24 protein-coding genes and 1 other RNA gene are annotated in these 25,710 nt (G+C 50.0%); 14 read left to right on the top strand and 11 right to left on the bottom strand.

All coding sequences use genetic code 11. The features are described from left to right. Nucleotides 1–60: 60 nt before the first annotated feature. Nucleotides 61–924: an acyl-CoA thioesterase II gene (tesB, locus tag QWJ20_RS05125; protein ID WP_109411847.1), complete on the bottom strand. Its 864-nt coding sequence runs from the start codon at nucleotides 922–924 to the stop codon at nucleotides 61–63. Nucleotides 925–1,136: 212 nt separating this feature from the next. On the opposite strand from tesB, the gene QWJ20_RS05120 reads away from it, so the two are divergent. Beyond that, nucleotides 1,137–1,718 (top strand): YbaY family lipoprotein, encoded by a 582-nt coding sequence (locus tag QWJ20_RS05120; protein ID WP_433992005.1) that lies wholly within the window; start codon nucleotides 1,137–1,139, stop codon nucleotides 1,716–1,718. A gap of 19 nt (nucleotides 1,719–1,737) precedes the next feature. On the opposite strand, the gene QWJ20_RS05115 is transcribed toward QWJ20_RS05120, so the two are convergent. After that, nucleotides 1,738–2,058: an MGMT family protein gene (locus QWJ20_RS05115; RefSeq protein WP_433992004.1), complete on the bottom strand. Its 321-nt coding sequence runs from the start codon at nucleotides 2,056–2,058 to the stop codon at nucleotides 1,738–1,740. A 185-nt stretch (nucleotides 2,059–2,243) separates the two neighbouring features. On the opposite strand from QWJ20_RS05115, the gene ffs reads away from it, so the two are divergent. Next, nucleotides 2,244–2,340, top strand: an RNA gene (gene ffs / locus QWJ20_RS05110) — signal recognition particle sRNA small type. A gap of 461 nt (nucleotides 2,341–2,801) precedes the next feature. On the opposite strand, the gene QWJ20_RS05105 is transcribed toward ffs, so the two are convergent. The 6 genes from QWJ20_RS05105 to QWJ20_RS05080 all read right to left on the bottom strand — a co-directional run bounded on the left by QWJ20_RS05105 (nucleotide 2,802) and on the right by QWJ20_RS05080 (nucleotide 9,017). Then, nucleotides 2,802–3,005 carry an HHA domain-containing protein gene (locus tag QWJ20_RS05105; RefSeq protein WP_005976087.1) on the bottom strand — a complete coding sequence of 68 codons (204 nt, stop codon included), beginning with the start codon at nucleotides 3,003–3,005 and terminating at the stop codon, nucleotides 2,802–2,804. 53 nt (nucleotides 3,006–3,058) lie between these two features. Continuing rightward, a complete protein-coding gene (gene tomB / locus QWJ20_RS05100) occupies nucleotides 3,059–3,427 on the bottom strand; it encodes an Hha toxicity modulator TomB (RefSeq protein WP_005976089.1) in 369 nt (122 codons plus the stop codon). 597 nt (nucleotides 3,428–4,024) lie between these two features. Next, entirely contained in the window at nucleotides 4,025–4,168 is a 144-nt protein-coding gene (gene ykgO, locus QWJ20_RS05095; RefSeq protein WP_005976091.1) for a type B 50S ribosomal protein L36, read from the bottom strand. A 17-nt stretch (nucleotides 4,169–4,185) separates the two neighbouring features. Continuing rightward, nucleotides 4,186–4,434, bottom strand: coding sequence for a type B 50S ribosomal protein L31 (locus tag QWJ20_RS05090; protein ID WP_015839361.1), 249 nt, complete (start codon nucleotides 4,432–4,434; stop codon nucleotides 4,186–4,188). Nucleotides 4,435–4,666: 232 nt separating this feature from the next. Further along, nucleotides 4,667–7,795: an efflux RND transporter permease subunit gene (locus tag QWJ20_RS05085; RefSeq protein WP_095698775.1), complete on the bottom strand. Its 3,129-nt coding sequence runs from the start codon at nucleotides 7,793–7,795 to the stop codon at nucleotides 4,667–4,669. A 28-nt stretch (nucleotides 7,796–7,823) separates the two neighbouring features. Next, a complete protein-coding gene (locus QWJ20_RS05080) occupies nucleotides 7,824–9,017 on the bottom strand; it encodes an efflux RND transporter periplasmic adaptor subunit (protein WP_095698776.1) in 1,194 nt (397 codons plus the stop codon). A gap of 165 nt (nucleotides 9,018–9,182) precedes the next feature. On the opposite strand from QWJ20_RS05080, the gene acrR reads away from it, so the two are divergent. After that, nucleotides 9,183–9,824 carry a multidrug efflux transporter transcriptional repressor AcrR gene (acrR, locus tag QWJ20_RS05075; RefSeq protein ID WP_433992382.1) on the top strand — a complete coding sequence of 214 codons (642 nt, stop codon included), beginning with the start codon at nucleotides 9,183–9,185 and terminating at the stop codon, nucleotides 9,822–9,824. 56 nt (nucleotides 9,825–9,880) lie between these two features. Here acrR and rsmS read toward each other — a convergent pair whose 3' ends face one another. Together rsmS and priC are read right to left on the bottom strand one after the other, a co-directional pair. Continuing rightward, nucleotides 9,881–10,051 (bottom strand): pleiotropic regulatory protein RsmS, encoded by a 171-nt coding sequence (gene rsmS, locus QWJ20_RS05070; RefSeq protein ID WP_226307366.1) that lies wholly within the window; start codon nucleotides 10,049–10,051, stop codon nucleotides 9,881–9,883. 37 nt (nucleotides 10,052–10,088) lie between these two features. Next, nucleotides 10,089–10,625 carry a primosomal replication protein PriC gene (gene priC / locus QWJ20_RS05065; protein WP_433992003.1) on the bottom strand — a complete coding sequence of 179 codons (537 nt, stop codon included), beginning with the start codon at nucleotides 10,623–10,625 and terminating at the stop codon, nucleotides 10,089–10,091. Between the two features lie 208 nt (nucleotides 10,626–10,833). Here priC and QWJ20_RS05060 point away from each other — a divergent pair, with 208 nt between their 5' ends. From QWJ20_RS05060 to hemH, 8 genes are all read left to right on the top strand, one after another. Further along, nucleotides 10,834–11,229, top strand: a complete 396-nt coding sequence (locus QWJ20_RS05060; RefSeq protein WP_039356217.1) for a DUF454 family protein — start codon at nucleotides 10,834–10,836, stop codon at nucleotides 11,227–11,229. 215 nt (nucleotides 11,230–11,444) lie between these two features. Then, nucleotides 11,445–11,999 (top strand): adenine phosphoribosyltransferase, encoded by a 555-nt coding sequence (gene apt, locus QWJ20_RS05055; RefSeq protein WP_095698780.1) that lies wholly within the window; start codon nucleotides 11,445–11,447, stop codon nucleotides 11,997–11,999. Between the two features lie 74 nt (nucleotides 12,000–12,073). Then, nucleotides 12,074–14,161 carry a DNA polymerase III subunit gamma/tau gene (dnaX, locus tag QWJ20_RS05050; RefSeq protein ID WP_433992002.1) on the top strand — a complete coding sequence of 696 codons (2,088 nt, stop codon included), beginning with the start codon at nucleotides 12,074–12,076 and terminating at the stop codon, nucleotides 14,159–14,161. A gap of 40 nt (nucleotides 14,162–14,201) precedes the next feature. After that, complete coding sequence (locus QWJ20_RS05045) at nucleotides 14,202–14,531, top strand: YbaB/EbfC family nucleoid-associated protein (RefSeq protein WP_005976112.1); 330 nt, start codon at nucleotides 14,202–14,204, stop codon at nucleotides 14,529–14,531. Then, nucleotides 14,531–15,136 carry a recombination mediator RecR gene (recR, locus tag QWJ20_RS05040; protein WP_039487881.1) on the top strand — a complete coding sequence of 202 codons (606 nt, stop codon included), beginning with the start codon at nucleotides 14,531–14,533 and terminating at the stop codon, nucleotides 15,134–15,136. The genes QWJ20_RS05045 and recR overlap by 1 nt, the downstream gene beginning before the upstream one ends. Before the next feature lie 180 nt (nucleotides 15,137–15,316). After that, nucleotides 15,317–17,200: a molecular chaperone HtpG gene (gene htpG / locus QWJ20_RS05035; protein WP_226307459.1), complete on the top strand. Its 1,884-nt coding sequence runs from the start codon at nucleotides 15,317–15,319 to the stop codon at nucleotides 17,198–17,200. Nucleotides 17,201–17,463: 263 nt separating this feature from the next. Continuing rightward, complete coding sequence (adk, locus tag QWJ20_RS05030) at nucleotides 17,464–18,108, top strand: adenylate kinase (protein ID WP_039487885.1); 645 nt, start codon at nucleotides 17,464–17,466, stop codon at nucleotides 18,106–18,108. Between the two features lie 222 nt (nucleotides 18,109–18,330). Continuing rightward, nucleotides 18,331–19,293 carry a ferrochelatase gene (gene hemH / locus QWJ20_RS05025; RefSeq protein ID WP_433992001.1) on the top strand — a complete coding sequence of 321 codons (963 nt, stop codon included), beginning with the start codon at nucleotides 18,331–18,333 and terminating at the stop codon, nucleotides 19,291–19,293. A gap of 111 nt (nucleotides 19,294–19,404) precedes the next feature. Here hemH and ybaL read toward each other — a convergent pair whose 3' ends face one another. Then, complete coding sequence (gene ybaL / locus QWJ20_RS05020) at nucleotides 19,405–21,090, bottom strand: YbaL family putative K(+) efflux transporter (RefSeq protein WP_039487888.1); 1,686 nt, start codon at nucleotides 21,088–21,090, stop codon at nucleotides 19,405–19,407. Between the two features lie 668 nt (nucleotides 21,091–21,758). Between ybaL and ushA the strand changes: the two genes are divergently transcribed. From ushA to QWJ20_RS05005, 3 genes are all read left to right on the top strand, one after another. Then, nucleotides 21,759–23,408: a bifunctional UDP-sugar hydrolase/5'-nucleotidase UshA gene (ushA, locus tag QWJ20_RS05015; protein WP_433992000.1), complete on the top strand. Its 1,650-nt coding sequence runs from the start codon at nucleotides 21,759–21,761 to the stop codon at nucleotides 23,406–23,408. Between the two features lie 243 nt (nucleotides 23,409–23,651). Further along, entirely contained in the window at nucleotides 23,652–25,445 is a 1,794-nt protein-coding gene (locus QWJ20_RS05010; RefSeq protein WP_433991999.1) for a discoidin domain-containing protein, read from the top strand. Next, complete coding sequence (locus QWJ20_RS05005; RefSeq protein WP_433991998.1) at nucleotides 25,418–25,573, top strand: hypothetical protein; 156 nt, start codon at nucleotides 25,418–25,420, stop codon at nucleotides 25,571–25,573. The genes QWJ20_RS05010 and QWJ20_RS05005 overlap by 28 nt, the downstream gene beginning before the upstream one ends. The last annotated feature ends 137 nt before the right edge of the window (nucleotides 25,574–25,710 follow it).

Genomic DNA, 25,710 nt, shown 5'->3' with positions numbered 1-25,710 from the left:
TGTTTTATTATCAGTGTTAAACCACCTTCTGATGAGGTGGTTTTTTACATGACGAGGCTGCTACGGCTGGCGGCGACGTATGACGCCTTCCTGCACGCTGGATGCAACCAGCACGCCTTCCCGTGTATAGAATTGCCCACGAACGAAACCACGAGCACCGGATGCAGACGTGCTTTCCACGGTATATAACAGCCAGTCATCCAGCCGGAAATCACGATGGAACCACATCGAGTGATCGATGGTGGCGACCTGCATACCCGGTTCCAAAAAGCCAACGCCGTGAGGCTGCAAGGCCGTGAGTAGGAAATTGCAGTCAGACGTATAGCCGAGCAGATATTGGTGAATACGCTTATCGTCCGGTAGTGGGCTGCTGGCACGGCACCAGACATGTCGCACTGGCTCGTCTACTTCGCCTTTTAGTGGGTTATGGAATTTAACCGGGCGTATCTCAATCGGGCTGGCCTGAATAAATTTATCGTGAAAGCGGGGCGGCAGAAGGTGCTGCATGTCTTGTGCGATTTCCTGCTCAGATTTCAGATCTTCTGGCGGTGTGACGTCTGGCATCACATTCTGGTGCTCAAACCCTTCTTCATGACTTTGGAATGAGGCGGTCATATAAAAAATGGGGCGACCATTCTGGATAGCTCTAACGCGTCTGGCGCTGAAACTGTTGCCATCGCGCAGGTTTTCAACGTCATAAATAATCGGTTTCTGACTGTCACCGGGTAACAAAAAGTAGCTGTGGAATGAATGAATGTTGCGCTCGACAGGGACGGTCTGTTTGGCGGCTGACATGGCCTGGCCGACGACTTGCCCACCAAAGACCTGACGCAGCCCCAAATCATCGCTTTGTCCGCGAAATAGCCCTTCTTCGAGCTTTTCTAAATGCAGGAGGTCGAGAAGGTGTTGTAGTGATTGACTCATGGTATCGGCCCCAATGGATGCGAATGGCTAGTTATCTATTTGTTTTTTAATGTGTAAAATATCTGCTTATAGATTTTTACTGCAATAAGTGTGTGGTTTTCAGGAAAATATCAGAATTTTGCACCATCATTATTGTGTTGGTTGAATCATACTATTTATGAGTGCCAGTTTTCGATACTGGTAGTCTGACAATAATAAAGGAGACTGACCGAATGAAATTATGGCATATCTTAGGCGGTATCACGTTATCGATGACTCTGGTTGCATGCGCACAGAGGAATGATTATGGCGTTTCTCCTCAAACTGGCGCACCTGTCACCAGTGTTTCTTCACAGCGCCCAGCTGTCGCGATGCCTGCGGTAACGGGTACGGTGAATATTCGTCAGCGCATTGCGCTACCTCACAACGCCGTTTTGACCGTTACGGTGTCTGATGCATCGCTGGCGGATGCGCCTTCAAAAGTGATTACCCAGCGTGTGACGCGTACAGAAGGAAAGCAAGCACCTTTCCAATTCGAGCTACCGTATAACCCGGCAGATATCCAGCCCAATGCGCGTATCTTACTCAGCGCTGCGATTGCAATCGATAATCGTATCGTCATGCTGACGGAGAACGTATTGCCGGTTATTAGCAACGGGGTAAATAACGCCGATTTGGTGCTGGTACCTGTCGCTTCTGTTCCCTTACCGGCGAAAAATCAGGAATCAATGATGTCTAACCCGACGAACCAGACCCCTCATATGCTTCAGGGGCAGCCTGGCTCGTCATCTACGGCACCACAGACCATCTGGTAATTCATCTGAATACGCGCCTTTATGGCGCGTATTGCCAGCGGTATTTCGCAAGATCAACTTTTCCCTGACGATTGAAAATAATGCCCTCCGCTTGTAGCGCTGACTTTTGACGCACATAGTCTCCACCAACCAGCGATATTTCGCCTTTACGATTGATTACCCGATGCCAGGGAAGTTTGCTGTCTTTCGGCAGACGTTTTAATACTCCGCCGACTTGTCGGGATGCTCTGGGTGAATCGGCAAGCTGTGCGATGTCGCCATAGGTCGCTATTCTTCCGTAAGGGATTGCCGCGATGATTTGAAAAACGCGCTGGCGGAAATTATCGTTTTCTTCTGACATCAGCGGATGTTCCTGCTGTTCCTAAACCGATTGAGCCTCATAGTGGCACAGTGGGGTGGGTAAGAAAACAACGGTTAGTCTGTGTTAGCTTGCAATTGCCTATCCCATCGCCGATAATGCCCACCGCTTTGTGACGCGTTGCGGTTATCATGTGCAAGCTGTTATGAAGTCGTCAATGGAGGCCCTGTCGGTTCTCCCGCAACACTAACCTGTGGATTCGGTCAGGTCCGGAAGGAAGCAGCCGCAGCAGGAGACGTGTGTGCCGGGATGTAGCTGGCAGGGCCTCCACCAATTTGTGCCCTCGGTAATCGCTTCATCACCAGACTGGTCTTCATCTTCTGCACGTAAATTAAATTCTCTGCCATAAACCCATTTTCTGACAGACGTAAACGCTGAGCCGCCATTTTTTGCTCGATAGGTGTCATTTTTCGATCGCTGTTTCTTCGAGAGGATTACTGTGCATCTTTACTTAGCGAGTAATAATTGCGGTAATTATTACATCCTCTATTTTCATCATGGGATATACCATTCGTGGATGCTATCGATGCGATTGTTATAAACGATGAGTGCCGGAGAAATAAGTGTAGAAGGTGAGGAATAATTCATTTTTACTTAATATAAAAAATACAATTTGTTACAAGTATTACGCAATTAATACGTTAAAAAGATAATAAAAACAAAGGCCGATAATATTATCGGCACAGTGTATTTAATGTCAGTTTTTGTATGCGTTTCGTTAGGAATTAACGAACGTATCGCCATACTGCAGTAGGGACTTTGTCGTAGAGTTTGTTCATCGTCAGTTCTGCCAGACGATGATCCGCTGCGGAAAAGAACATCTCCAGTTCATCATTGGAGAGTTCATACTTGTTTTTTTCAATAACGCGTTCGAGAGTGTCAATGGTTGTGCATTTACGCAAACGCATCAAATAGTCGATTTTTTTCATAATGGCCTATGCAAGCAGTACCTGGTGGTTAAAAAATATAAATAAATTATTGCTTAAGTTTTAGCAGGCGTACAGACGTTCTCCCCTGAGAACATTCCGAATAATTTTGCTTTGGACTTCTGCCAACGCCGCAGTTCAGCATCATTAATTCCATAGTTGCTAAACAAGACGTAAGTATCATCCAAATACTTTTCAACCTGCTCTGAAAGCTCACTTTCGTTAGGGTATTTTATTTTAAATGTGAGAATAAACGTAGCGATATGCTCAATAAGTTCATTTAATTGGAGATTGATCGCAGATGTTGGATCATTGACCCAGCCGTGACTGCTATCACCTAACGTTGCTATGCTTTCGTCACACAGATTCTCACATAAGAATCTGAGTTGGGCAATATCATAATGTTTTGGTGTGTACTCATCCATATCAATCCCTCCGTTAAGCCGTTATTCAGTGTTACTGCGGTTAACACCTGGTAAACAGGTAGACTGATGAAGCTTACAAGATAAAACGTTAACGTTGTTTCGTATTCATGTTGTTACAGACAGGGCGTTGAACCATTGTGATTTGTTCTGTAATGAATGAGAAAACCGTGATTATCGTCCCTCCCAGTATCTACTATGTCGCGAAATAGCGTTGGCGTAAATACCAACATCTCATGACTTAACCTTAAGTATAGCTATACCATGCTGGTTACGGTTACGTCATTCTATATATGACTATAGCAAAAGTGTTCGTAAAGTTCGCGGATAATAGGTAAGGTTTTCACTGCTATTTATTTTGATTAATTCTCAGAATTTTTGTTGTAACAATGAGCATAGAATAAACTCGGCTGCTGATTATTTAATTATTTCTATCTGAAAATATGAGAAATGGCAGAAGGAATGCGAAGAGATTACTCAACGGATAAGGGGTGTTGGTATGCGTTATCTTATTGTTTCAGCAGTTTTTTCATGCGAATCATCCCGTACAGCCTTGTTAGCGTCATAACACTGACTGTATCGGGATGGATGCGAGAAAGATTAACCTTTTTTCTTTTTCCCGCCTTGCACAGCCTTAAAGCGCGGGTTGGATTTGCATATAACGTAAACGCGCCCGCGACGGCGGACCACAATACAATCTTTATGACGATTCTTTGCTGAACGTAGCGAACTAAGCACCTGCATTTAATAGCCCTCTCTGATTACTTGAAGAAGTTCCCAAAACGCTGCTGGAAGCGCGCTGTGCTGCCTTCTTTGGAATATTCTTTTTGCTTCCCGGTGTAATAGGGATGCGATGCCGAAGAAACGTCAATGGTGACGTAAGGGTAACTGGTACCCTCAAGCTCAATGGTTCGATCGGTTTTAATGGTTGACCCAGTCCTGTAATAGACATCCGCGCTGGTATCATGAAATACCACTGTACGATAGTCAGGATGAATACCCGCTTTCATAGTTGCCTCTGATTGTTATGTTATAACATATCCATTATGTTGCGCTTTTTTAGCATCAGGATCAACTATTATGTTTCGGTAGACGTCAGCATTCTCTAAGCCACTCTAGAGATAACGAAGCTGAGCCAAACAGCGCATAGTGCTGCTTGGCTCAGCTTCGTCATTGGGTCGGGGCAGGGGCGTAAAAAAGGCCGCTAGGCGGCCTTTTAGAGTATATCGGAGGGATTCGGTCTTAGTGCGCTGTTGTGTCGTCTACTTTCTTGCCGAAGCGACGGCGGACAACAACAAAGAACACAGGAACGAAGAAGATAGCCAGCACGGTTGCGGTAATCATCCCGCCCATTACGCCAGTACCAACGGCGTTCTGTGCACCGGAACCGGCACCACTACTGATAACCAACGGCATAACACCGAGGATAAAGGCAAGTGATGTCATCAGGATTGGACGCAAACGCATACGAACGGCATCAAGCGTTGCTTCAATCAGTCCTTTCCCTTCTTTCTCCATCAGATCTTTAGCAAATTCGACAATCAATATGGCGTTCTTCGCCGATAGCCCAATGGTTGTCAGCAGGCCCACCTTAAAGTAAACGTCGTTTTCAAGACCTGTCATATTCGCCGCAATCAACGCACCGATAATCCCCAATGGAACCACCAGCATGACGGAGAACGGGATTGACCAGCTCTCATAAAGCGCTGCCAGACACAGGAACACGACAATCAGTGAAATGGCATAGATTGCCGGTGCCTGGTTGCCTGATAACCGCTCTTGATAGGACATACCCGTCCATTCGTAGCCAATACCCTGCGGCAATTGGGTGACGAACTCTTCCATTAGTGCCATGGCTTCACCGGTACTCTTACCTGGCGCGGCTTCACCTTGGATCTGCATGGATGGTTGGCCGTTATAACGTTCCAGACGCGGTGAACCATATTCCCAGTGGCTCTGCGTGAATGCAGAGAATGGCACCATTTGTCCGTTGCTACCGCGGATGTACCAGTTTTTGATGTCATCCGGCAACATACGGAAAGGCGCATCGGCCTGAACGTAAACTTTCTTCACGCGACCGCGATCGATAAAGTCATTTACATAAGAACCACCCAGCGTGGTTGCCAATGTTGAACTGATATCCGACAGTGACACACCAAGCGCCTGTGCTTTTTCCTGATCGATATCGAGACGGAACTGCGGTGTATCCTCCATCCCGTTAGGACGAACTTGCACCAGCGTATCAGGACGTTGTGCCGCCATGCCCAGCAGTTGGTTACGTGCTTCCGTCAGTTTTGCGTGCCCAAGGTTAGCCTGGTCAATCAACTGGAAGTCGAAACCTGTTGCGGTACCCAGTTCGATAATCGCAGGAAGGTTGACTGCGAAAACCATCGCTTCTTTATACTGGCTAAAGGCTGCGTTTGCTCGGCCTGCAATCGCCAGAACTTTATTTTCTTTGCCGCTTCGTTCACTCCAGTCACTCAGGCTGGCGAAAGCCAGACCGGCATTCTGCCCACGACCAGAGAACCCGAAGCCCGTCACGGTAAACACAGACTTGACGTTACCTTTCTCATTGTCGAGATAGTATTGCGTCATTCTGTCCATGATTTTCTGCGTATTTTCCTGCGTCGCACCGGAAGGCAACTGAACAATGTTCAGGAGAACCCCTTGGTCTTCGTCTGGCAGGAAGGATGCCGGCAAACGTAAGAACAACACTGCCAGACCCACAACAATCAGCAGATAGATGACCAGATAACGGCCCGTGCTGCGCAGGATATTTGCCACGCTATCGGTGTAGTGATGGGTACTTTTCTCGAACAGTCTGTTGAACCAGCCGAAGAAGCCTTTCTTCTCACCGTGATCGCCTTTGGCAATCGGTTTTAACAGCGTTGCACAAAGAGCAGGTGTCAAAATCAATGCGACCAGAACCGACAGCACCATTGCAGAAACGATAGTGATGGAGAACTGGCGGTAGATTGCCCCTGTGGAACCACCGGTAAACGCCATCGGGACGAATACCGCGGACAGGACCAGCGCAATACCGACCAACGCACCTTGGATCTGCTCCATGGAGCGTTTTGTCGCTTCTTTAGGCGGCAGACCTTCTTCCGCCATGACACGTTCCACGTTTTCCACGACGACGATGGCGTCATCCACCAGAAGCCCGATGGCGAGAACCATCGCGAACATCGTCAAGGTGTTAATGGAATAACCAAACGCGGAGAGGATAGCAAACGTCCCCAGCAAGACGACCGGTACCGCGATGGTTGGGATCAGCGTGGCACGGAAGTTCTGCAAGAACAGATACATAACCAGGAATACCAGTACGACGGCTTCTACCAGTGTTTTCACTACTTCGTTGATCGAAATCTTAACGAAGGGCGTTGTATCATACGGGTAAACCACTTTCATGCCAGAAGGGAAGAACTCTTCCAGTTTTGTTAGTGAGTTTTTTACGGCAGTCGCGGTATCCAGTGCGTTCGCACCGGTTGCCAGTTTGATACCTATACCAGCAGCGGGCTGACCATTGTAACGTGCAATTGTGTCATAGCTTTCTGCGCCCAATTCAACGCGGGCAACGTCTTTAAGACGAACTTGAGAGCCGTCAGCGTTAACCTTCAGCAGGATTTTAGAAAACTCTTCTGCTGAGTTCAGGCGGGTTTGAGCAATGATCGAGGCGTTCAACTGTTGGCCGGGAACAGGTGGTGCTCCCCCCAGTTGTCCTGCTGCGATCTGGTTGTTTTGGACTCTGATTGCTGCGGTGACATCACCTGAAGTTAACTGATAGTTGTTCAGTTTGTTTGGATCCAGCCAGATACGCATCGCGTACTGAGCACCAAACAGCTGTGCGTCACCTACGCCGGATGTACGGCTGATAGGATCTTTAACGTTAGCAGCCACGTAGTCAGCGATATCTTCCTGCGACATTTTACCGTCTTCACTAATGAAGGCGGCAACCATGAGGAAGCTGCTACTTGATTTCTGAACGTTAACCCCTTGCTGCTGTACTTCCTGCGGCAGCAGCGGCATGGCCAGTTGCAGTTTGTTCTGCACCTGAACCTGCGCGATGTCCGCGTCCGTACCTGCGTCAAAGGTCAGCGTAATCTGCACTGTACCTGAAGAGTCACTGCTTGATGACATGTACATCAGGTTATCGATACCGTTCATATTCTGTTCGATAACCTGCGTCACGGAATCTTGCAGCGTTGATGCATCGGCCCCTGGATAATTTGCTGTTACTTCAATCGCAGGTGGTGCGATCGTTGGATACTGGGCAATAGGTAATTTAACAATTGCCAGCAACCCCGTCAGCATCACCATGATGGCGAGCACCCATGCAAAAATGGGTCGATCTATAAAAAACTTAGCCATGAATTATACCGGCTCCTGTTAGAACGTCTTAAGACTTCGCGGGTTCTGCTGACGCTTGCGGCGTCTGCTGATTTTCTGAAGCGACTTCTTTAGTTTTCACCTGCGCACCGGGTCTGATTTTTTGCAGACCAGTGACGATAACGCGATCGCCCGCTTTCAAGCCTTCGGTAACTAACCATTTGTCACCAACTGCCTTACTCGTTTTAAGCGTGCGGGGTTCTACTTTATCGCCTTCCCCAACCACCATCGCCGTGGCCTGACCACGTGGATCGCGGGTAACACCTTGCTGAGGAACTAACAAGGCTGTTGGGTTCACGCCGGAATCGAGGCGAGCGCGTACAAACATTCCGGGAAGGAGATTGTGCTGTGGGTTCGGGAAAATAGCGCGCAGTGTGATGGAACCAGTGGTTTCGTCTACCGTGACATCAGAGAATTCTAATGTACCTGCCTCAGTATATTCAGTACCGTTTTCCAAAAGCAGGCGGACATTGGCTTTGCCTTCACTTTGTTTCAGCGTGCCGTTTTCCAGCTCTTTCTTCAGTTGCAGGAAATCGTTGCTGGACTGCGTGACGTCAACATAGATCGGATCAAGTTGCTGCACGGTTGTTAATGCCGTTGCCTGTCCTGTTGCCACCAATGCGCCTTCCGTTACCGTAGATTTACCTACACGGCCTTCGATTGGCGAATTGACTTTGGTGTAAGCCAGATTGATTTGTGCGGTGTCCACTGCCGCTTTGGCAGCCTGAACCGCAGCATCAGCCTGACGGGATGTAGCGACGGCCTGATCGTAATCCTGCTTGCTGACGTAGTTGGTGCCCAGCAGCGGCTTATAGCGATTAACGGTCAAGCGGGCAATTTCTGCCTGAGCCTGAGCCTGAGCGAGTGAACCTTTGGCGCTGTTGTAGCTTGCCTGATATGTCGCAGGATCGATCTGATACAGCGATGCACCAGCTTTGACGTCAGATCCTTCAACGAAGTTGCGTTTGAGGATAATCCCGCCAACCTGTGGGCGAACCTCAGCAATGCGGTAAGCACTTGTACGGCCCGGCAGTTCGGTCATGACATTCAGTGCTTCCGTTTTCAACGTAACAATACCCACTTCAGGCATCTGCTGCTGTGCGCCGCCTTGTTGATTATTGCCGCTATCACATCCTGCGAGCATTAAGCCGCCGGAAAGCATCAGAACTGCCGCCAGAGGCGTTAGCCCTCTGTTTTTGTTCATAGATAAACCTCAAGTGTCCGATTTGAAATTGACCAATGGATCACAAGCTCAAAAACCCATTGCTGCTATAGTCTTATGTTCGTGCTATGTTACATACATACTTGAATGTATGTAAATCTCACTTTCCTTCAAATACAGCGATATGGCACGAAAAACCAAATTATCATGGCACGAAAAACCAAAAAACAGGCTCAGGAAACCCGGCAACAGATACTGGATACTGCGTTAAGAGTATTCTCTGAGCATGGTGTGTCTGCGACTTCATTGTCTGACATTGCGACTGCTGCTGGTGTGACCCGCGGTGCTATTTATTGGCATTTTAAGAACAAAGCCGAAATCTTTGATGAGATCTGGGCGTTAGCAGAGTCAAAGATCAGTGAGTTTGAAATAGAGTATCAGACAAAATTTCCTGATAATCCACTCCGCGTGATGCGTGAATTATTGATTTATATGCTGCGTTTAACCGTTAATGATACGCATTGGCGATCTATTATGGAGATCGCTTTTCACAAATGTGAGTTTGTCGGTGAAATGTTGCAATCGTACAATGCGCGCAAAGAGCTTTACCTCTCCTGTTATGTCGATATTGAAGATAATCTGATTGAGTGCATCCGTCTGGGAATGTTGCCAACAGATATTCATCCTCGTCGTGCGGCGATTGCGCTGCGTGCCTATTTTTCTGGCGTGATGGAGAACTGGCTATTTCTGCCGGAAAGTTTCGATCTCGATCAGGAAGCCCCATCGCTGGTAGATGCCTTTATCGATATGTTGCATTTTAGCCCGGCGCTCCGTAAACCCGCCGAGTAAGCGATTGATCGACGGCGCTAACACCCGTTACCTTTACGTGCTGAGTTATTTTTGCTTTAGGCAGAGGATTTAGCGTCGCTTTCTTCTTGTGATAGCTTCTTTTCAAAATCGGTGCGCACAATTTCCAATGCGGCCAGCGCGATACGCGGTTCGATCTGGTTTTCTTCCAGCAGCATAATCAAATCGACCGCCAGCTTGACGTCGGGTGGGGCGTTTTCAAGTGACATGAAGCGGTTCCTCTTTTTTCTCGGCGAAGCCGCCGCGCTATAGTCCTTGTTCTCGGCGTTCTATCTGACGCTCCAGTCTCGATAGCGCCTGGCGGCAGCGTGACAGCCTTCCTTCCAGCGCAGCCAGCTCTTTTTGTAATCGCTGTTGCTCGCTGAAGAGTGTCTGCGTGGTGAGCAAGCTTTCTCTATCCTGAATCATGGAAAGCAAACGACGTTCATAATCCTGATGCTCCGCCAGCTTGTGATACACATCTTCCTGCTGTGGGGCTGCATTTTGCTCCTGTCTGCGTAATGACTGCGTCGCTAGCTCGCGCTGCAATGCGGCTATCTGGCTGACCAATTTTTCTGCCAGAAACGCCACGCGATCGGTGCGCTGCTCTGCGACTAACTGCTTTATTGCGTGCAGGTTTTGTTCAACTTCGGCGCGATAGTCACGTAGCCGGGTACCGTAGCTGCTAAAAAGCTGACGATCAAAGCGCGATTGCGGCACGGCTTTATCCGCCAGCGGTTCAAGCTCTTTCGCCAGCGTGTTAATTTGTTGTTCAAGCGCCTGCAGCAATCGATGCGTGTTCACTTTTTTCCCTTACGGTAAGGCTGATGATTCAGCGAATCGGTGCTTGGTAGGTCGACACTGTGAGTCTACGTCGCCTTAATACACTGTATGAGGATATCTTAACTAATTCATCGGGCAAGGTGGTGATAAAGTGTGATAGACATTGTCGTAGACAACGCATATTGAGTAGACAACACATAGTTGTAGTGAATAAAGCATAAAGGTGAATATGTATCGCGTGTTGCTGATGATATTGGGGTGGGTTTCCGTTGTGCTGGCAACCTTGGGCGTCGTGTTACCTTTATTACCGACAACGCCTTTCTTGCTACTGGCCGCCTGGTGTTTTGCCCGCTCGTCCCCGCGTTTCCATGACTGGTTACTGTACCGTTCTTGGTTTGGCAGCTATTTGCGCCATTGGCAGCAACATCGGGCGTTGCCGCCGGGTGCAAAATGGAAGGCTGTCACCATGATTCTGTTAACGTTCGCGCTTTCGCTCTGGCTGGTTAAGCTCGTTTGGGTCAGGATTTTGCTGTTGGTCATTTTGGCTATTTTGCTGACCTTCATGCTTCGTTTACCCGTGATTGATCCAGAACAACAAACGCAGGGCGCGAATCCGAAAAGATAGTGTAAGCGGTGGCCTCTGTGACGGACAGACAAAAAATACACACCCAGAGTGCGGGTGGTTGCATTTGTCCGTCACTTTGACTAGATTTGACCGTTTTCGTGCACGGGTCGCCATTTTTCCTCTTTGTCATAATGCCTATTCATCGCATCATGCGATGATGAAAGCCTTGTGGCGACCGGCATTGGTATGTTCAGAACGTTTTATCAGGCACAACTATGACGACCGTAACAGCGCAGCAGGCAGAATTAATTAAAAACAGTATCAAAAGCATCCCCGATTATCCTAAGCCGGGAATACTGTTCCGTGATGTCACCAGCCTGCTGGAAGATCCTGTGGCCTATGCGGCCAGTATTGAGATGCTGGCAAACCGTTACCGTAACACCGGTGTGACGAAAGTTGTCGGGACGGAAGCGCGTGGTTTCCTGTTTGGCGCCCCAGTTGCGTTGGCGCTGGGTGTGGGTTTTGTTCCCGTGCGTAAACCTGGCAAGCTGCCACGTCCGACTATCAGTGAAAGCTATGAGCTGGAATACGGTTCAGATACGCTGGAAATTCATGCAGATGCAATCTCCGCGGGCGATAATGTGCTGGTGATCGACGATCTGCTGGCAACTGGCGGTACGCTCGAAGCGACGGTGAAATTGATCCGTCGTCTGGGTGGTTCGGTCAATGATGCCGCTTTTATCATCAATTTGTTCGATCTGGGTGGCGAGCAACGCCTGACCGAGATGGGTGTAACCTGCTATAGCCTGGTTGACTTCCCCGGACATTAATCATAACAGTCTCGCCGATAGCGGCGTGGCTGTGTTAGCATGATCGCCTCAATAACTCGACTGTTGCGGTATTGATGAGCTATCAGGTTCTTGCCCGTAAGTGGCGTCCCCAAACCTTTACCCATGTTGTCGGTCAGGAGCATGTCCTGACCGCGTTGGCTAACGGCCTTTCCCTAGGCAGAATTCATCACGCGTATTTGTTTTCTGGCACCCGCGGTGTCGGGAAAACGTCGATTGCCCGTTTGCTGGCAAAAGGGCTGAATTGCGAACAGGGCGTGACGGCAACGCCTTGTGGTCAGTGTGATAACTGCCGCGAAATCGAACAGGGTCGTTTTGTCGATTTGATCGAAATCGATGCCGCGTCTCGCACTAAAGTCGAAGACACGCGCGATCTGCTGGATAATGTGCAGTACGCCCCCGCTCGTGGGCGATTCAAGGTGTACTTGATCGACGAAGTGCACATGCTATCGCGCCACAGCTTTAATGCGCTGCTGAAAACGTTGGAAGAACCGCCTCCGCACGTGAAATTCCTGCTGGCGACCACCGATCCGCAAAAACTGCCCGTGACCATTCTGTCGCGCTGCCTGCAATTTCACCTCAAAGCGCTGGATGTTGAACAGATTCGTGCGCATCTGGAACAGGTATTACAGGCTGAAAATCTCGTCAGTGAGCCGCGTGCGCTACAGCTTCTGGCTCGTGCTGCTGATGGGAGCTTGCGTGATGCGCTGAGTCTGACCGATCAGGCTATTGCTATGGGGCAAGGGCAGGTGACGACGGATTCCGTCAGCCACATGCTGGGCACGCTGGACGATGAGCAACCGCTAGCACTTATTGAAGCGCTGGCGAAAGGCGATGGGGCACAGGTCATGTCGCTATTAGACCAGGTCGCGGCACGAGGTGTGGACTGGGAATCGCTGTTGGTAGAAACTCAGACGCTGTTGCATCGTATTGCGATGGTTCAACTGCTGCCTGCTGCGCTGGGTGATGATTACGCCGCGGTTGAAGCCCGTATGCGCGAGTTAGCGCGCGCGCTGCCGCCGGCGGACGTGCAGCTTTACTACCAGACGATGCTCATTGGCCGTAAAGAACTGCCTTTTGCGCCCGATCGCCGCATGGGCGTTGAAATGACGCTACTGAGAGCATTGGCGTTTCACCCCAGCCAGATTATTGCCGAACCTGTGGCGCCCGTAAACGCCGCGCCTGTTCAAGCTGCGCGTGCGCCTTCTATTATTCAGCCTTCTCTCCAGACTCCTGCACAGCAGCCTGTTGCCACGACACCGGCGACGGTTCGTGCGCCAATGCCGCAAAGCAGTGAATCTCATGAAGACGTGCAGCCACCATCTTACTCTTCCGAACCGCCGATGGATGCCTCTGCGTATGCGCCGCCGTTAGGGGAAATGCCTGCTTTAACGGGTGCTGCGGATCAATATGGTGAGAGCGAGCTGCCTGATGCAACGTCTCAGCTATTACAGGCTCGCAGCCAGCTCCTGCGAAAACAGGGGAGTACGCCACCAAAAAAGGCTGATCCGGCAGCGTCTGACAACACGCGGCCGGCAACCTCAGCGCTGGAGCGATTGGCTTCGGTGACTGAGCGCAGCATTCAACGGCAAAACGCGAAAACCTCTTCCTCCGAACCCAAAAAGCCGGAAGCCTATCGCTGGCGGGCGCAGAATAAAGTCGAAGAAGAGAAGGTCGATGTCGCGACGCCAAAAGCGTTGCGTTCAGCATTAGAGCACGAAAAAACGCCTGAACTGGCGGCACGGCTAGCGGAAGAGTCACTGGAGCGGGATGCATGGGCGGCGGAAATCCATCGCCTGACGTTGCCAAAGCTGGTACAACAGCTGGCACTCAATGCGTTTAAAGAGAGCGAAGAAGCAGGTAAGATCCATCTGCATCTGCGTTCATCCCAGCGGCACCTGAATTCGCCTGCGGCGCAAAAGACGCTGGTGGATGCATTGACGGCTCACTACGGGCATCCTGTAGAATTACTGATTACTGAAGACGACAACCCAGCGGTACGAACTCCGCTGGAGTGGCGTCAGGCTATCTATGAAGAGAAACTGGCGCAGGCGCGTCAGTCAATTCTGGCCGATACAACGATTCAAACGCTGCGGCGTTTCTTTGATGCGGAACTGGACGAAGAAAGTATCCGCCCTGTTTAACCGCTGCGAGTGCGCAGCCCGACGTGATAGAGAGAAAACTATGTTTGGTAAAGGTGGAATTGGCAACCTGATGAAGCAAGCCCAGCAGATGCAGGAAAAAATGCAGCAGATGCAGGAAGAAGTGGCGAATCTGGAAGTCACGGGCGAATCGGGTGCAGGTCTGGTGAAAATCACGATCAACGGTGCGCATAACTGCCGCCGTGTTGAGATCGATCCAAGCCTGATGGAAGACGACAAAGAGATGCTGGAAGACCTGATCGCTGCGGCGTTCAACGATGCCGCTCGTCGTATTGCCGAAACGCAGAAAGAGAAAATGGCGTCGGTTTCCAGCGGTATGCAACTGCCGCCGGGCTTCAAGATGCCGTTCTGATGCAGACCAGTCCGCTTCTTGAGTCATTGATGGAAGCGCTGCGCTGCCTGCCGGGCGTTGGGCCCAAGTCGGCACAGCGCATGGCGTTTCAGCTACTGCAACGTAACCGCAGTGGCGGTATGCGTCTGGCGCAGGCGTTGACGCGGGCGATGTCCGAAATCGGTCACTGTAGCGATTGCCGGACATTTACCGAGCAGGACGTTTGTGCGATTTGCTCGAACCCGCGCCGCCAGCAAAACGGGCAGATTTGCGTGGTAGAAAGCCCCGCTGATATTCATGCCATTGAACAGACGGGGCAGTTTGCCGGTCGCTACTTCGTTCTAATGGGGCATTTGTCACCGTTGGATGGCATTGGCCCGGACGATATCGGTTTGGGGCGGTTGGAAGAACGCCTGCAAGTGGAATCGATGAGCGAAGTGATTCTGGCTACCAACCCGACGGTAGAAGGTGATGCCACCGCGAATTATATCGCTGAACTGTGCGCACAACACGGTGTGATGGCCAGCCGCATTGCACACGGTGTTCCCGTTGGCGGTGAGCTGGAAATGGTCGATGGCACCACGCTTTCCCATTCACTCGCGGGTCGTCAGCCTTTCCGGTTTTAATCTGTCGGTTGCCAGCATCATTATCTGGCAGCCGCAGTCTTGTTTTCCTCTTTCATCTCACCGTTTTCTTTTTTCGCTGAAATTTACCCCTTGAAATCACCTTGGTTTATCCCCACTTGCTACTTATCGTCAGTTTAATCAGCCTGAATAATATTAGGATTGAGGTAAGCAACAATGAGCATGAAAGGCCAAGAAACTCGCGGGTTCCAGTCCGAAGTTAAGCAACTCCTGCATTTGATGATCCATTCACTCTATTCCAACAAAGAAATCTTTCTGCGTGAATTGATCTCCAACTCCTCCGATGCGGCAGACAAATTACGTTTTCGTGCGCTGTCCGCACCAGAACTGTATGCGGGCGATGGCGACCTGCGCGTGCGTGTGTCTACGGATAAAGAAAAACGCACCCTGACGATTTCTGACAACGGTATCGGCATGAGCCGTGATGAAGTTATTGATAATCTCGGTACGATTGCGAAATCTGGCACCAAGGCTTTTCTGGAATCTATGGGTTCCGATCAAGTTAAAGATAGCCAACTGATTGGTCAGTTCGGTGTCGGTTTCTATTCCGCCTTCATCGTGGCGGATAAAGTGACTGTACGCACCCGTGCTGCAGGTGCGAATGCCGATCAGGGCGTGTACTGGGAATCTGCCGGTGAAGGTGATTACACCATCGCTGACATCACCAAAGACGATCGCGGTACGGAAATCACCTTGCATCTGCGCGAAGGTGAAGACGAATTCCTGGATGATTGGCGTGTGCGTTCCGTCATCAGCAAATATTCCGACCATATTGCGCTGCCGGTAGAAATTGAATCCCGGACAGAAAGCGAAGAAGAAGGCGGTGAATCCACCGTTAGCTGGGAAAAAATTAATAAGGCACAGGCTCTGTGGACGCGCAGTAAATCTGAAGTCAGCGATGAAGAGTACAACGAGTTTTATAAACATATCTCCCATGACTTTACCGATCCGCTGAGCTGGAGCCATAACCGTGTAGAAGGTAAGCAGGAATACACCAGCCTGCTCTACATTCCCGCCCATGCACCGTGGGATATGTGGAACCGCGATCATAAACACGGCCTGAAATTGTACGTTCAGCGCGTCTTTATTATGGATGACGCCGAGCAGTTCATGCCGAACTACCTGCGTTTTGTTCGTGGTCTGATTGATTCCAACGATCTGCCGTTGAACGTTTCCCGTGAGATTTTGCAGGACAGCCGTGTGACGCAGAACCTGCGTAATGCGCTGACTAAACGTGTGTTGCAAATGCTGGATAAACTGGCGAAAGACGACGCAGAAAAATACCAGACGTTCTGGCAACAGTTTGGTCTGGTGCTGAAAGAAGGCCCAGCAGAAGATGGCAGCAACCGCGAAGCGATCGCGAAACTGCTGCGCTTTGCTACTACGCAATCCGACAGCTCCGCACAGACGGTATCGCTGGAAGATTACGTTAGCCGGATGGTGGAAGGTCAGGACAAGATCTACTACATCACCGCAGACAGCTATGCGGCGGCGAAGAGCAGCCCGCATCTGGAGCTGTTCCGTAAGAAGGGTATCGAGGTATTGCTGTTGTCCGAACGTATTGACGAATGGATGATGAGCTACCTGACCGAATTCGACGGTAAATCCCTCCAGTCGGTCAGCAAAGCGGACGACGCGCTGGATAAACTGGCTGATGAAGAAAACGATGCGCAGAAAGAAGCACAGAAAGCGCTGGAGCCGTTTGTTGAGCGTGTGAAAACGCTGCTGGGCGAGCGCGTTAAAGATGTGCGTTTCACCTACCGTTTGACCGATACGCCTGCGATTGTCGTGACGGATGCGGACGAGATGAGTACGCAGATGGCGAAACTGTTCGCTGCGGCAGGCCAGCAAGCACCGGAAGTGAAGTACATTTTTGAACTGAACCCGGAACACGCGCTAATTAAACGTGCGGCTGACGTTTCTGATGACGCTGAGTTTGGCGAGTGGGTCGAGCTGCTGCTGGATCAGGCTCTGCTGGCCGAACGCGGTACGCTGGACGATCCGAACCTGTTCATCCGCCGTATGAATCAGCTGTTAAGTGCCTGATATTGATGTCCTCTAGACCCCGGTACCAACCGGGGTCTTCCCCCCGATTTTACGTTTCCTTCCGTTATTGGGCGTTTCTTCGTCTACACTGAATGGCAATATTGGGCAGACGGCAAACCGTATTTTTAGGTATCTTGCTTTTTTTCATCTGCCTGCGCGTTGCTGAAGCGAGCCCGTTCCTTGAGCATAAGCGTCTGGAATGGTATGGTTTAGCGTTTTTCAAATTTATTTTATAAATATTACATAGCAAGGGGATTTACGCGATGCGTATTATTCTGCTGGGCGCTCCGGGCGCAGGCAAAGGTACTCAGGCTCAATTCATCATGGAGAAATACGGTATTCCGCAGATTTCCACGGGTGACATGCTGCGTGCAGCGGTAAAAGCGGGTACTGAATTGGGCAAGCAGGCTAAAGAAATCATGGACGCAGGTAAACTGGTCACTGATGAACTGGTCATTGCTCTGGTTAAAGAGCGCATCGCCCAGGAGGATTGCCGTAACGGTTTTCTGCTGGATGGCTTCCCACGCACCATTCCACAAGCTGATGCGATGAAAGATGCAGGCATCAATGTGGATTACGTTATCGAATTTGCAGTTCCTGACGAACTGATCATCGATCGTATCATTGGCCGTCGCGTTCATGCGGCGTCCGGTCGTGTCTATCATGTAAAATTCAATCCGCCTAAAGTTGAAGGCAAAGACGACGTGACGGGCGAAGAGCTGAGCATTCGTAAGGACGATCAGGAAGATACCGTGCGTAAGCGTCTGGTTGAGTACCATCAGCAGACTGCACCACTGGTTTCTTACTATCAGAAAGAAGCTGATGCAGGTAATACGCGCTATTTCAAAGTGGAAGGTACGCGTAAAGTGGAAGAAGTTCGCGCAGAGCTGGAAACTATTCTGGGCTAATTTTTCTAAGCGAATCATACTCCGCTATCTGAATGCCAGACGATCGTCTGGCATTTTTTCGTTCTGAGATCCTCATTTGCTTTGTTTCTTCTATTGATAGCATCGGCGTTATCCCTGTTATCTACCCGTATTTGTTTAGCTTTTTTTCGCTACAATAGGAATCTGATGTTACGCACTGGTGGGCTGAGAGAAAGCCTGCTTCTCCATAAAAGGAAGACGGCGATGAAACAAGAGAAATACGGCGTGCTGATGGTGAACTTAGGGACACCCGATGCCCCGACGCCGCAGGCGGTGAGGCGTTATCTGGCGGAGTTTCTGAGCGACCGGCGCGTAGTGGATACGCCGCGTCTGCTATGGTGGCCGCTGCTGCGCGGTATCATCCTACCAACCCGCTCACCGCGAGTGGCGAAGCTCTATCAGTCGGTCTGGATGGAAGAGGGATCGCCGCTGTTGGTGATTAGCCGCCGACAGCAGCAGGCACTGGCTGCGCGCATGCCGGAAACGCCCGTGGAGCTGGGAATGAGCTATGGCACGCCAAGCCTACGTTCAGCGTTGGATAAGCTACTGGCGCAGGGTGTCACGCAACTGGTGGTCTTGCCGATGTATCCGCAATATTCCTGCTCAACGACCGCTGCCGTGTGGGATGGGTTAGCGGCACAGCTGCGTGATAATCGTCAGTTGCCTGCGATTCGCTTTATCCGTGATTACGCCGAACATCCTGCTTATATTGCGGCATTGAAGCATCGTGTCGAGCAGTCTTTTGCTGAACACGGCGAACCCGACAGATTAGTGATCTCCTATCACGGCATCCCCGAGCGGTATGCCAATGAAGGGGATGACTATCCACAACGCTGTCGGGCGACCACAGAGGCGCTAATTGCCGCACTGGGGCTGCCGGAAGGCAAAATAATGATGACCTACCAGTCGCGTTTTGGCCGTGAACCCTGGCTGACGCCATATACGGATGAAACCATGCAGGGGCTACCCGCGCAGGGAATCAAACATATTCAGATTATGTGCCCCGGTTTTTCCGCTGACTGTCTGGAAACGTTGGAGGAGATTCAGGAACAGAATCGTGAAATCTTCCTGCACGCAGGTGGAGAGGCATTCCACTATATTCCTGCGCTCAATGACGATCCGCTGCACATCGATCTGCTGGAACAGCTAGTGAGTAAAGCCGAGTAGGGGAAAGACGGTTTTTTGTCTGGTGACGTTTTCAGGCATATCGATATCGCACAGCGTAAAAAAATGGCGGGCCAAATAGGCCCGCCATTTTTGTCTCTAACGTGTAGCCATTCAGATAGGGCACGCCTGAGGTGCTGGTGGAATGTCATCCAGCTTCAGCAGCGTGATCATGCTATTGGCGATTTCCCGCTCACCCATCACCACCTCGTTGGCACCGTGTTCGGTAATGTAGCTGACTTCATCGTCATAGTGCGCACGAGCGATAATCTCCAGATCGGCGCGCTTCTCACGAGCTGCCGCGACGATTTCTCCCGCCTCATAGCCGTTCGGAATCGTCAGTAATAACCAACGGGCGCAGTCCAGACGCGCAATATCCATGATTTCAGGCTTGGTGGCGTTACCCAATACGGCTTTAATTCCCTGTTCACGTAGTGCGTCGACGCGTGTACGCGAATTCTCAATCACGACCACGGGAATCCCAGCCTGATGCAGCTTGGCACCAATCAGGCTACCAACGCGACCATAGCCGACCAGCAGCGCGTGGTTGCACATATCGACAGGAATTTGTTTCTCTTCCTCAATCGCTTCTTCTACGATCTGCTCTTCTATTGTTTCGTTCTTCGCCAGATAGCGTTCCAGCAGCGTAAACAGCAGCGGGTTTATCATGATGGAGAGAATGGCACCGGCCAGTACCAAATTCCGTCCTTCTTCGGACAGCAGCCCCAGCACAATACCGAGTCCGGCCAAAATAAAGGCAAATTCACCGATCTGCGCCAGACTGGCGGAAATCGTTAATGCTGTACGCTTGGAGTGACCAAAGAGTCGAACCAGCACGAAAGCGGCGGCTGACTTACCGAATACGATAATCGCCAGCGTGATCAGCACGGAAATCGGGTCGTTCAGCAGGATCATCGGATCAAACAGCATACCGACGGAAACGAAGAACAGTACGGCGAAGGCATCGCGCAGCGGCAGCGTGTCGTGTGCCGCACGCTGGCTGAGTTCAGATTCGTTCAATACCACGCCGGCGAAGAATGCGCCCAGTGCAAAGGAGACATCAAACAGCTTCACCGCGCCAAAAGCGATACCCAGTGCCATTGCTAACACCGCCAGCGTGAAAAGCTCACGTGAACCGGTGCTGGCGCTTTTTGCCAACACCCACGGTACCAGACGGCGACCGACCACAATCATCAGGGTAATAAACGCAATCACTTTGCCGATGGTCCAGGCTAAATCGGCCAGCAGTTTGCTGGTGTCGGCATGCTCAGCGCCGATCATGTCGCCGAAGGCTGGTAGCAGAACCAGCGTAAGGACCATCGCCAGATCTTCCACAATCAGCCAGCCGATGGCGATTTGACCACGCTGACTATCAATAAGCTGGCGTTCTTCCAACGCGCGTAGCAAAACCACGGTACTGGCGGTGGACAGGCAGAGGCCAAAAACCAGGCCGCTCGCCAGGCTCCAACCCAGCATGGAGGATAACCCCATTCCAAGTAGCGTTGCCACGGCAATCTGGGCTATCGCACCGGGAATGGCGATGGACTTTACCGCCATGAGATCTTTCAGCGAGAAGTGCAGGCCAACGCCAAACATCAGCAGGATGACGCCAAGTTCCGCGAGTTCTGATGCCAGTGAGGTATCGGCAACGAAACCGGGTGTAAAAGGACCGACAAGAACGCCTGCGGCAAGGTAACCAACAAGGGGGGAGATACGCAGGCGGTGTGCCAGAATACCAAGGAGGAAGGCAAGAACCAGCCCCCCAGCGATAGTAGAAATTAGCGGTGTTGCAGCATGCATCCCAACTCCTTGTGCCATAGGTGAAACGTAATTGAGCGGATTTACCCTTCTTGCTTTGAAGTTACAGCGTGGTTAGCAGCGCTTACGTACCCTTATGACTTTTATTATGTACCGAAAAGCGTATTGGGATTCGTTCGTTTGCTGTTTGGCTGCAACGCCAATTACTCTGGGTATAGATAAATTCTATTGCATATAGCGAAATGTTGCTTGGATAAAAGTGGTATTTTATGAAAAATATCAGTTTCTCCAGTTAAAGGTAGTCTAACACAGATTTAGGGATGGTTTCTCGCGATAAGCGTTGATAAACATGCGTAATTATTCTGATAGCATGATGTTATTGGCTGCAATGCCCTACGGCTTTCCCGTGTATTCAGCGGAATGGTTTTATCCACTGACGTAAAACCCCAGGAAATAGGGGATAAACGGTGTGTCGCTGGGTTATTCCGATGAAGTATCTATATTAGCAAGAGTTCGTGACGGCGTGACGACAGTGCCAAGCCAGCGTGATATCACTCTCGCTGCTATACCTAATCTGATTTTGTCGGCTACCGCACATTGCTGACGGACAGCGTGAATGCGCCTCGCGCATTGTTCATTTTGCTGTGCTAATTTGTGTGGTGAATTTTTCAGTGGTTCCACTGGGTCTTTAAAATAAACGGAGATTTATCATGCGCTTTTCAATAAAAGCTCTGGGATGTGCGATGGCGGTATCGCTCGCGCTAACACCTGTAATGTCAATGGCTTGGGAAAAAGACAAAACATACGCCATCACTATATTGCATACCAATGACCATCACGGTCACTTCTGGCATAACGATCACGGTGAATATGGATTGGCCGCGCAAAAAACGCTGGTCGATCAGATTCGTCAGGAAGTGGCGAGTAAAGGTGGCAGCGTACTGCTGCTTTCCGGTGGTGATATTAATACCGGCGTGCCTGAGTCCGATTTGCAGGATGCAGAGCCAGATTTCCGCGGTATGAACATGGTCGGCTATGATGCAATGGCACTTGGCAACCACGAATTCGATAATCCGCTGTCTGTTCTGCGTCAGCAGGAGAAATGGGCGAAATTCCCTCTGTTATCAGCCAATATCTACCAAAAAAGCACCAATCAGCGTTTATTTAAGCCTTATGCCCTGTTCGACAAGCAAGGTGTAAAAATCGCGGTTATCGGCCTGACAACGGACGATACGGCCAAATTAGGCAATCCTGAGTATTTTACTGATATCGAATTCCGTAATCCTTCGACAGAAGCGAAGCAGGTTGTTGAGCAATTGCGGAAGAGCGAAAAACCGGATGTGATTATTGCCGCGACGCACATGGGACACTATGACGACGGTAATCACGGTTCTAATGCGCCGGGTGATGTGGAAATGGCGCGTAGCCTGCCTGCTGGATATCTGGACATGATTGTCGGCGGCCACTCGCAGGACCCGGTATGTATGGCGCAGGAAAATAAAAAGCAGGTGGATTATGTGCCAGGCGCGCCTTGTGCTCCCGATCGCCAGAACGGCACCTGGATTGTTCAGGCACATGAGTGGGGTAAATATGTTGGTCGTGCTGATTTCACATTCCGCAATGGTGAATTGAAACTTGAGCATTACCAGCTAATACCGATCAACCTGAAGAAAAAGGTAGAGAAAGACGGCAAAACCGAACGTGTTTTCTATACGCATGAAATCACGCAGGATGCTGACGTCATGAAAATGTTGACGCCGTTCCAGGAAAAAGGGCAGGCGCAACTGGGCATCAAGGTCGGTAGCGTGAAAGGCAAGCTGGAAGGCGATCGCAATCAGGTGCGTTTCCGTCAGACCAATTTGGCGCACGTGCTGTTGTCGGCGCAGCTTGAACGTGCAGGAGCAGATTTTGCCATCATGAGCGGCGGCGGTGTACGCGACTCGATCGAATCCGGTGATATCACTTATAAAGATGTACTGAAGGTTCAGCCGTTCGCCAACACGTTGGTCTATGTGGATATGAAAGGCAGCGACGTCGAGAAGTATCTGGCCGTAGCCGCCAATAAAAAGGTGGATTCCGGTGCCTATGCGCAATTCCTGAACGTCAGCCTGACGGCAGACGGGCAGGGCGTGCAGAACGTGAAAATCAAAGGTGAGCCGTTGCAGGCCGATAAAGTTTATCGCATGGCAACGCTGAACTTTAATGCGATGGGCGGCGATGGCTACCCACGTCTTGATAATCTGCCGGGCTATGTGAACACCGGCTTTGTCGACGCTGAAGTGCTGAAGCAATACATCGAGAAGCATTCTCCGCTGGATGCGGAAGCCTACGCGCCGAAAGGTGAGATCGTTTATAAGTAACAAATTAACAAATAGTGATGGCGGTTTTTGTCTCTTTGCTGATGACATAAACCGCCATTTTTTTGGGTGTTATCCTGAGATAATCATGCCGCATTTAAACTTTTAACTACCAAAAAGCATTAAATCTAATTTGCTGATTTAATTGATTAAATAATCTTATGTTTAGTAACGTGCTTTAAAATAACCGACCTGCCAAATACACGATACTCCTGATACACCCTAACTAACGGAGTAGTCGGTACTATGAAAAACGTAAATATTGAAATCAACGTCTGTGGCAGCACGGGAAAATCAACATGTGCTGTTAATCCCCCTATTCAAGTTGATTCCCATACTTGCTGCCATTCAGACAATGGCGGTGGTCAGGAGCCCGGTGTTTCTGGCGTTGCCTCCGTATTTGGGCGTACTGGTGTCGTAACCGCACAACCCGGCGACTATACCGCCGATCAGATTACTGAAACTGCCACCAGAAAATTTGCCACGCCGGATGAAAAAGCAGCCTGGAATGCAAAGCAGGATGCATTAATTTCTGGCACCAACATCCGCACGCTCTTTGGTCAATCACTGCTGGGCAGCGGTGATATCTCACTGACGCCAGCGCAAATGGGCGTTGCGGCCGCGGATCACACGCACACCACAGCGGACATCACCGACTACACGCAAAAAACGAAGCAGCTCATCCATTCCTCGCTGGAAGCCGGGGCTGGCGTGACGCTGAGTTATAACTCGGTGAATGAGAAAACCATTATCAGCGCGGCTGGTAGTTCGGGTACGGGCAGTTCTGGTTATATCGTTGCCGATCGTCAGGGCGCAACGGCGGGGCAAAATCATGTGTTCAACATTCGCCCACAAAATACATTTAATCTCGCGGCGTATGCGCTGAAAGAAGAAGCGGGTGCGGTGAATCAGACTTACGTTGTTGATGACTTTAATGCGTTAAGTGAGTTGAATTACAACGCGACGAATGCGGTTTTTTTTGATGATCTACTACATCTTTACACGGGTGTATCGGTACAACTGGAAAAAGACGGTGAATTTTATTCATCCCCAGTTCGTGCGGATGGGAAGTTTGTCTCGATCGTTCTACCCGATGTTAAAAGTAATATTATCCCTAAAATGTCTTCAAATGAAGACGCAGGGTTTAGTGCTGCATCCAGTAGCCAATTAAACGAAAATTCACCGGCATATAAAGCCATGAATAATACAACGATAAATAATCTTGATGCGTGGTGGTCATCAAAAAAACCAACGTCAGAATCTCCACAATGGATACGGGTAAAATGTCCAAATCCAACTAGCGCTGATGGATTGCGAATAACTAACATGAATACTCCGTATGTCATTGACTTAGCATCACCTAAGTCATTTTCATTACAAGGGAGTAATGATGGTGTAATTTGGGATGAAATATATTCGGTAGTTAACGATATTCGAAATGGTAATCAACAGCTACGAGAATGGTCATTCCCCAAAAGTGAAAAATATATTTACTTTAGTCTGAATATAACTGATAGCAATGGTAGTGGTAATTTTGTCCAAATTGGTGACCTGCAATTACTTTCTGCTAAGGATACTATCCTGATAAAAGCGGGGACAGGTGAATATTTTACGGCCAGTAACGGTGTTTTATTACCGGCTGAATTAAAACCATTTAATGGGTTTTCCAATAGTGGGGAAATTATGGCGTCACAGTTGATTGGAAAGTTACCGATATCGATTGTGTCTACATCTCAACTGGATGTTTCAGTGAAATATGCGCCTTACTCACAAATTGCAATTCAAAAATCACTGACGTCCGCCGCGTGGCCAAAAATCAATGCCGCAACGCTAACAGCAACGCAGACGGGCAACGGCAAGGTACGTGTCGCTGTGACGCGGGATTTAGTGAACTGGCATGTCTTGCGGAACGGGGCGTGGGTTGATGTGGGGGCGCTGTCAGCCGATACGGCAGGCGCAACAACGTTGATTGCTTTGCGTTTGCACTCGATATCACTGACCCGGTCACCGACGTGGCGACTATTGACCGGCTGGTGCTGAACGTCACCGACGCCTCAAGCTGGAAAGTGCAGTCACCTTCGGAAGTGGAAATCCGCTGGCGCACGGACAGCGTGACATTCCGCAATGCGACGGCGGGTAATTACAAACTGGCGTATCAGATTCCGTAACTCTTCGCCCGATGACCTATTTCAATGGCCGCGTATATCGCGGCCTTTTTAATTCAGTTTCTATATAAAATAAACAACGAATTAGTAAAGTACTTTAAAATGATCTCTCTGGAAAATAAGTGATACTCCCTATGCCC

The organism is Pectobacterium sp. S5 (genome assembly GCF_051707265.1).
Lineage (GTDB): Bacteria > Pseudomonadota > Gammaproteobacteria > Enterobacterales > Enterobacteriaceae > Pectobacterium > Pectobacterium polare.
This window is presented reverse-complemented; position numbering and strand designations above follow the sequence as displayed.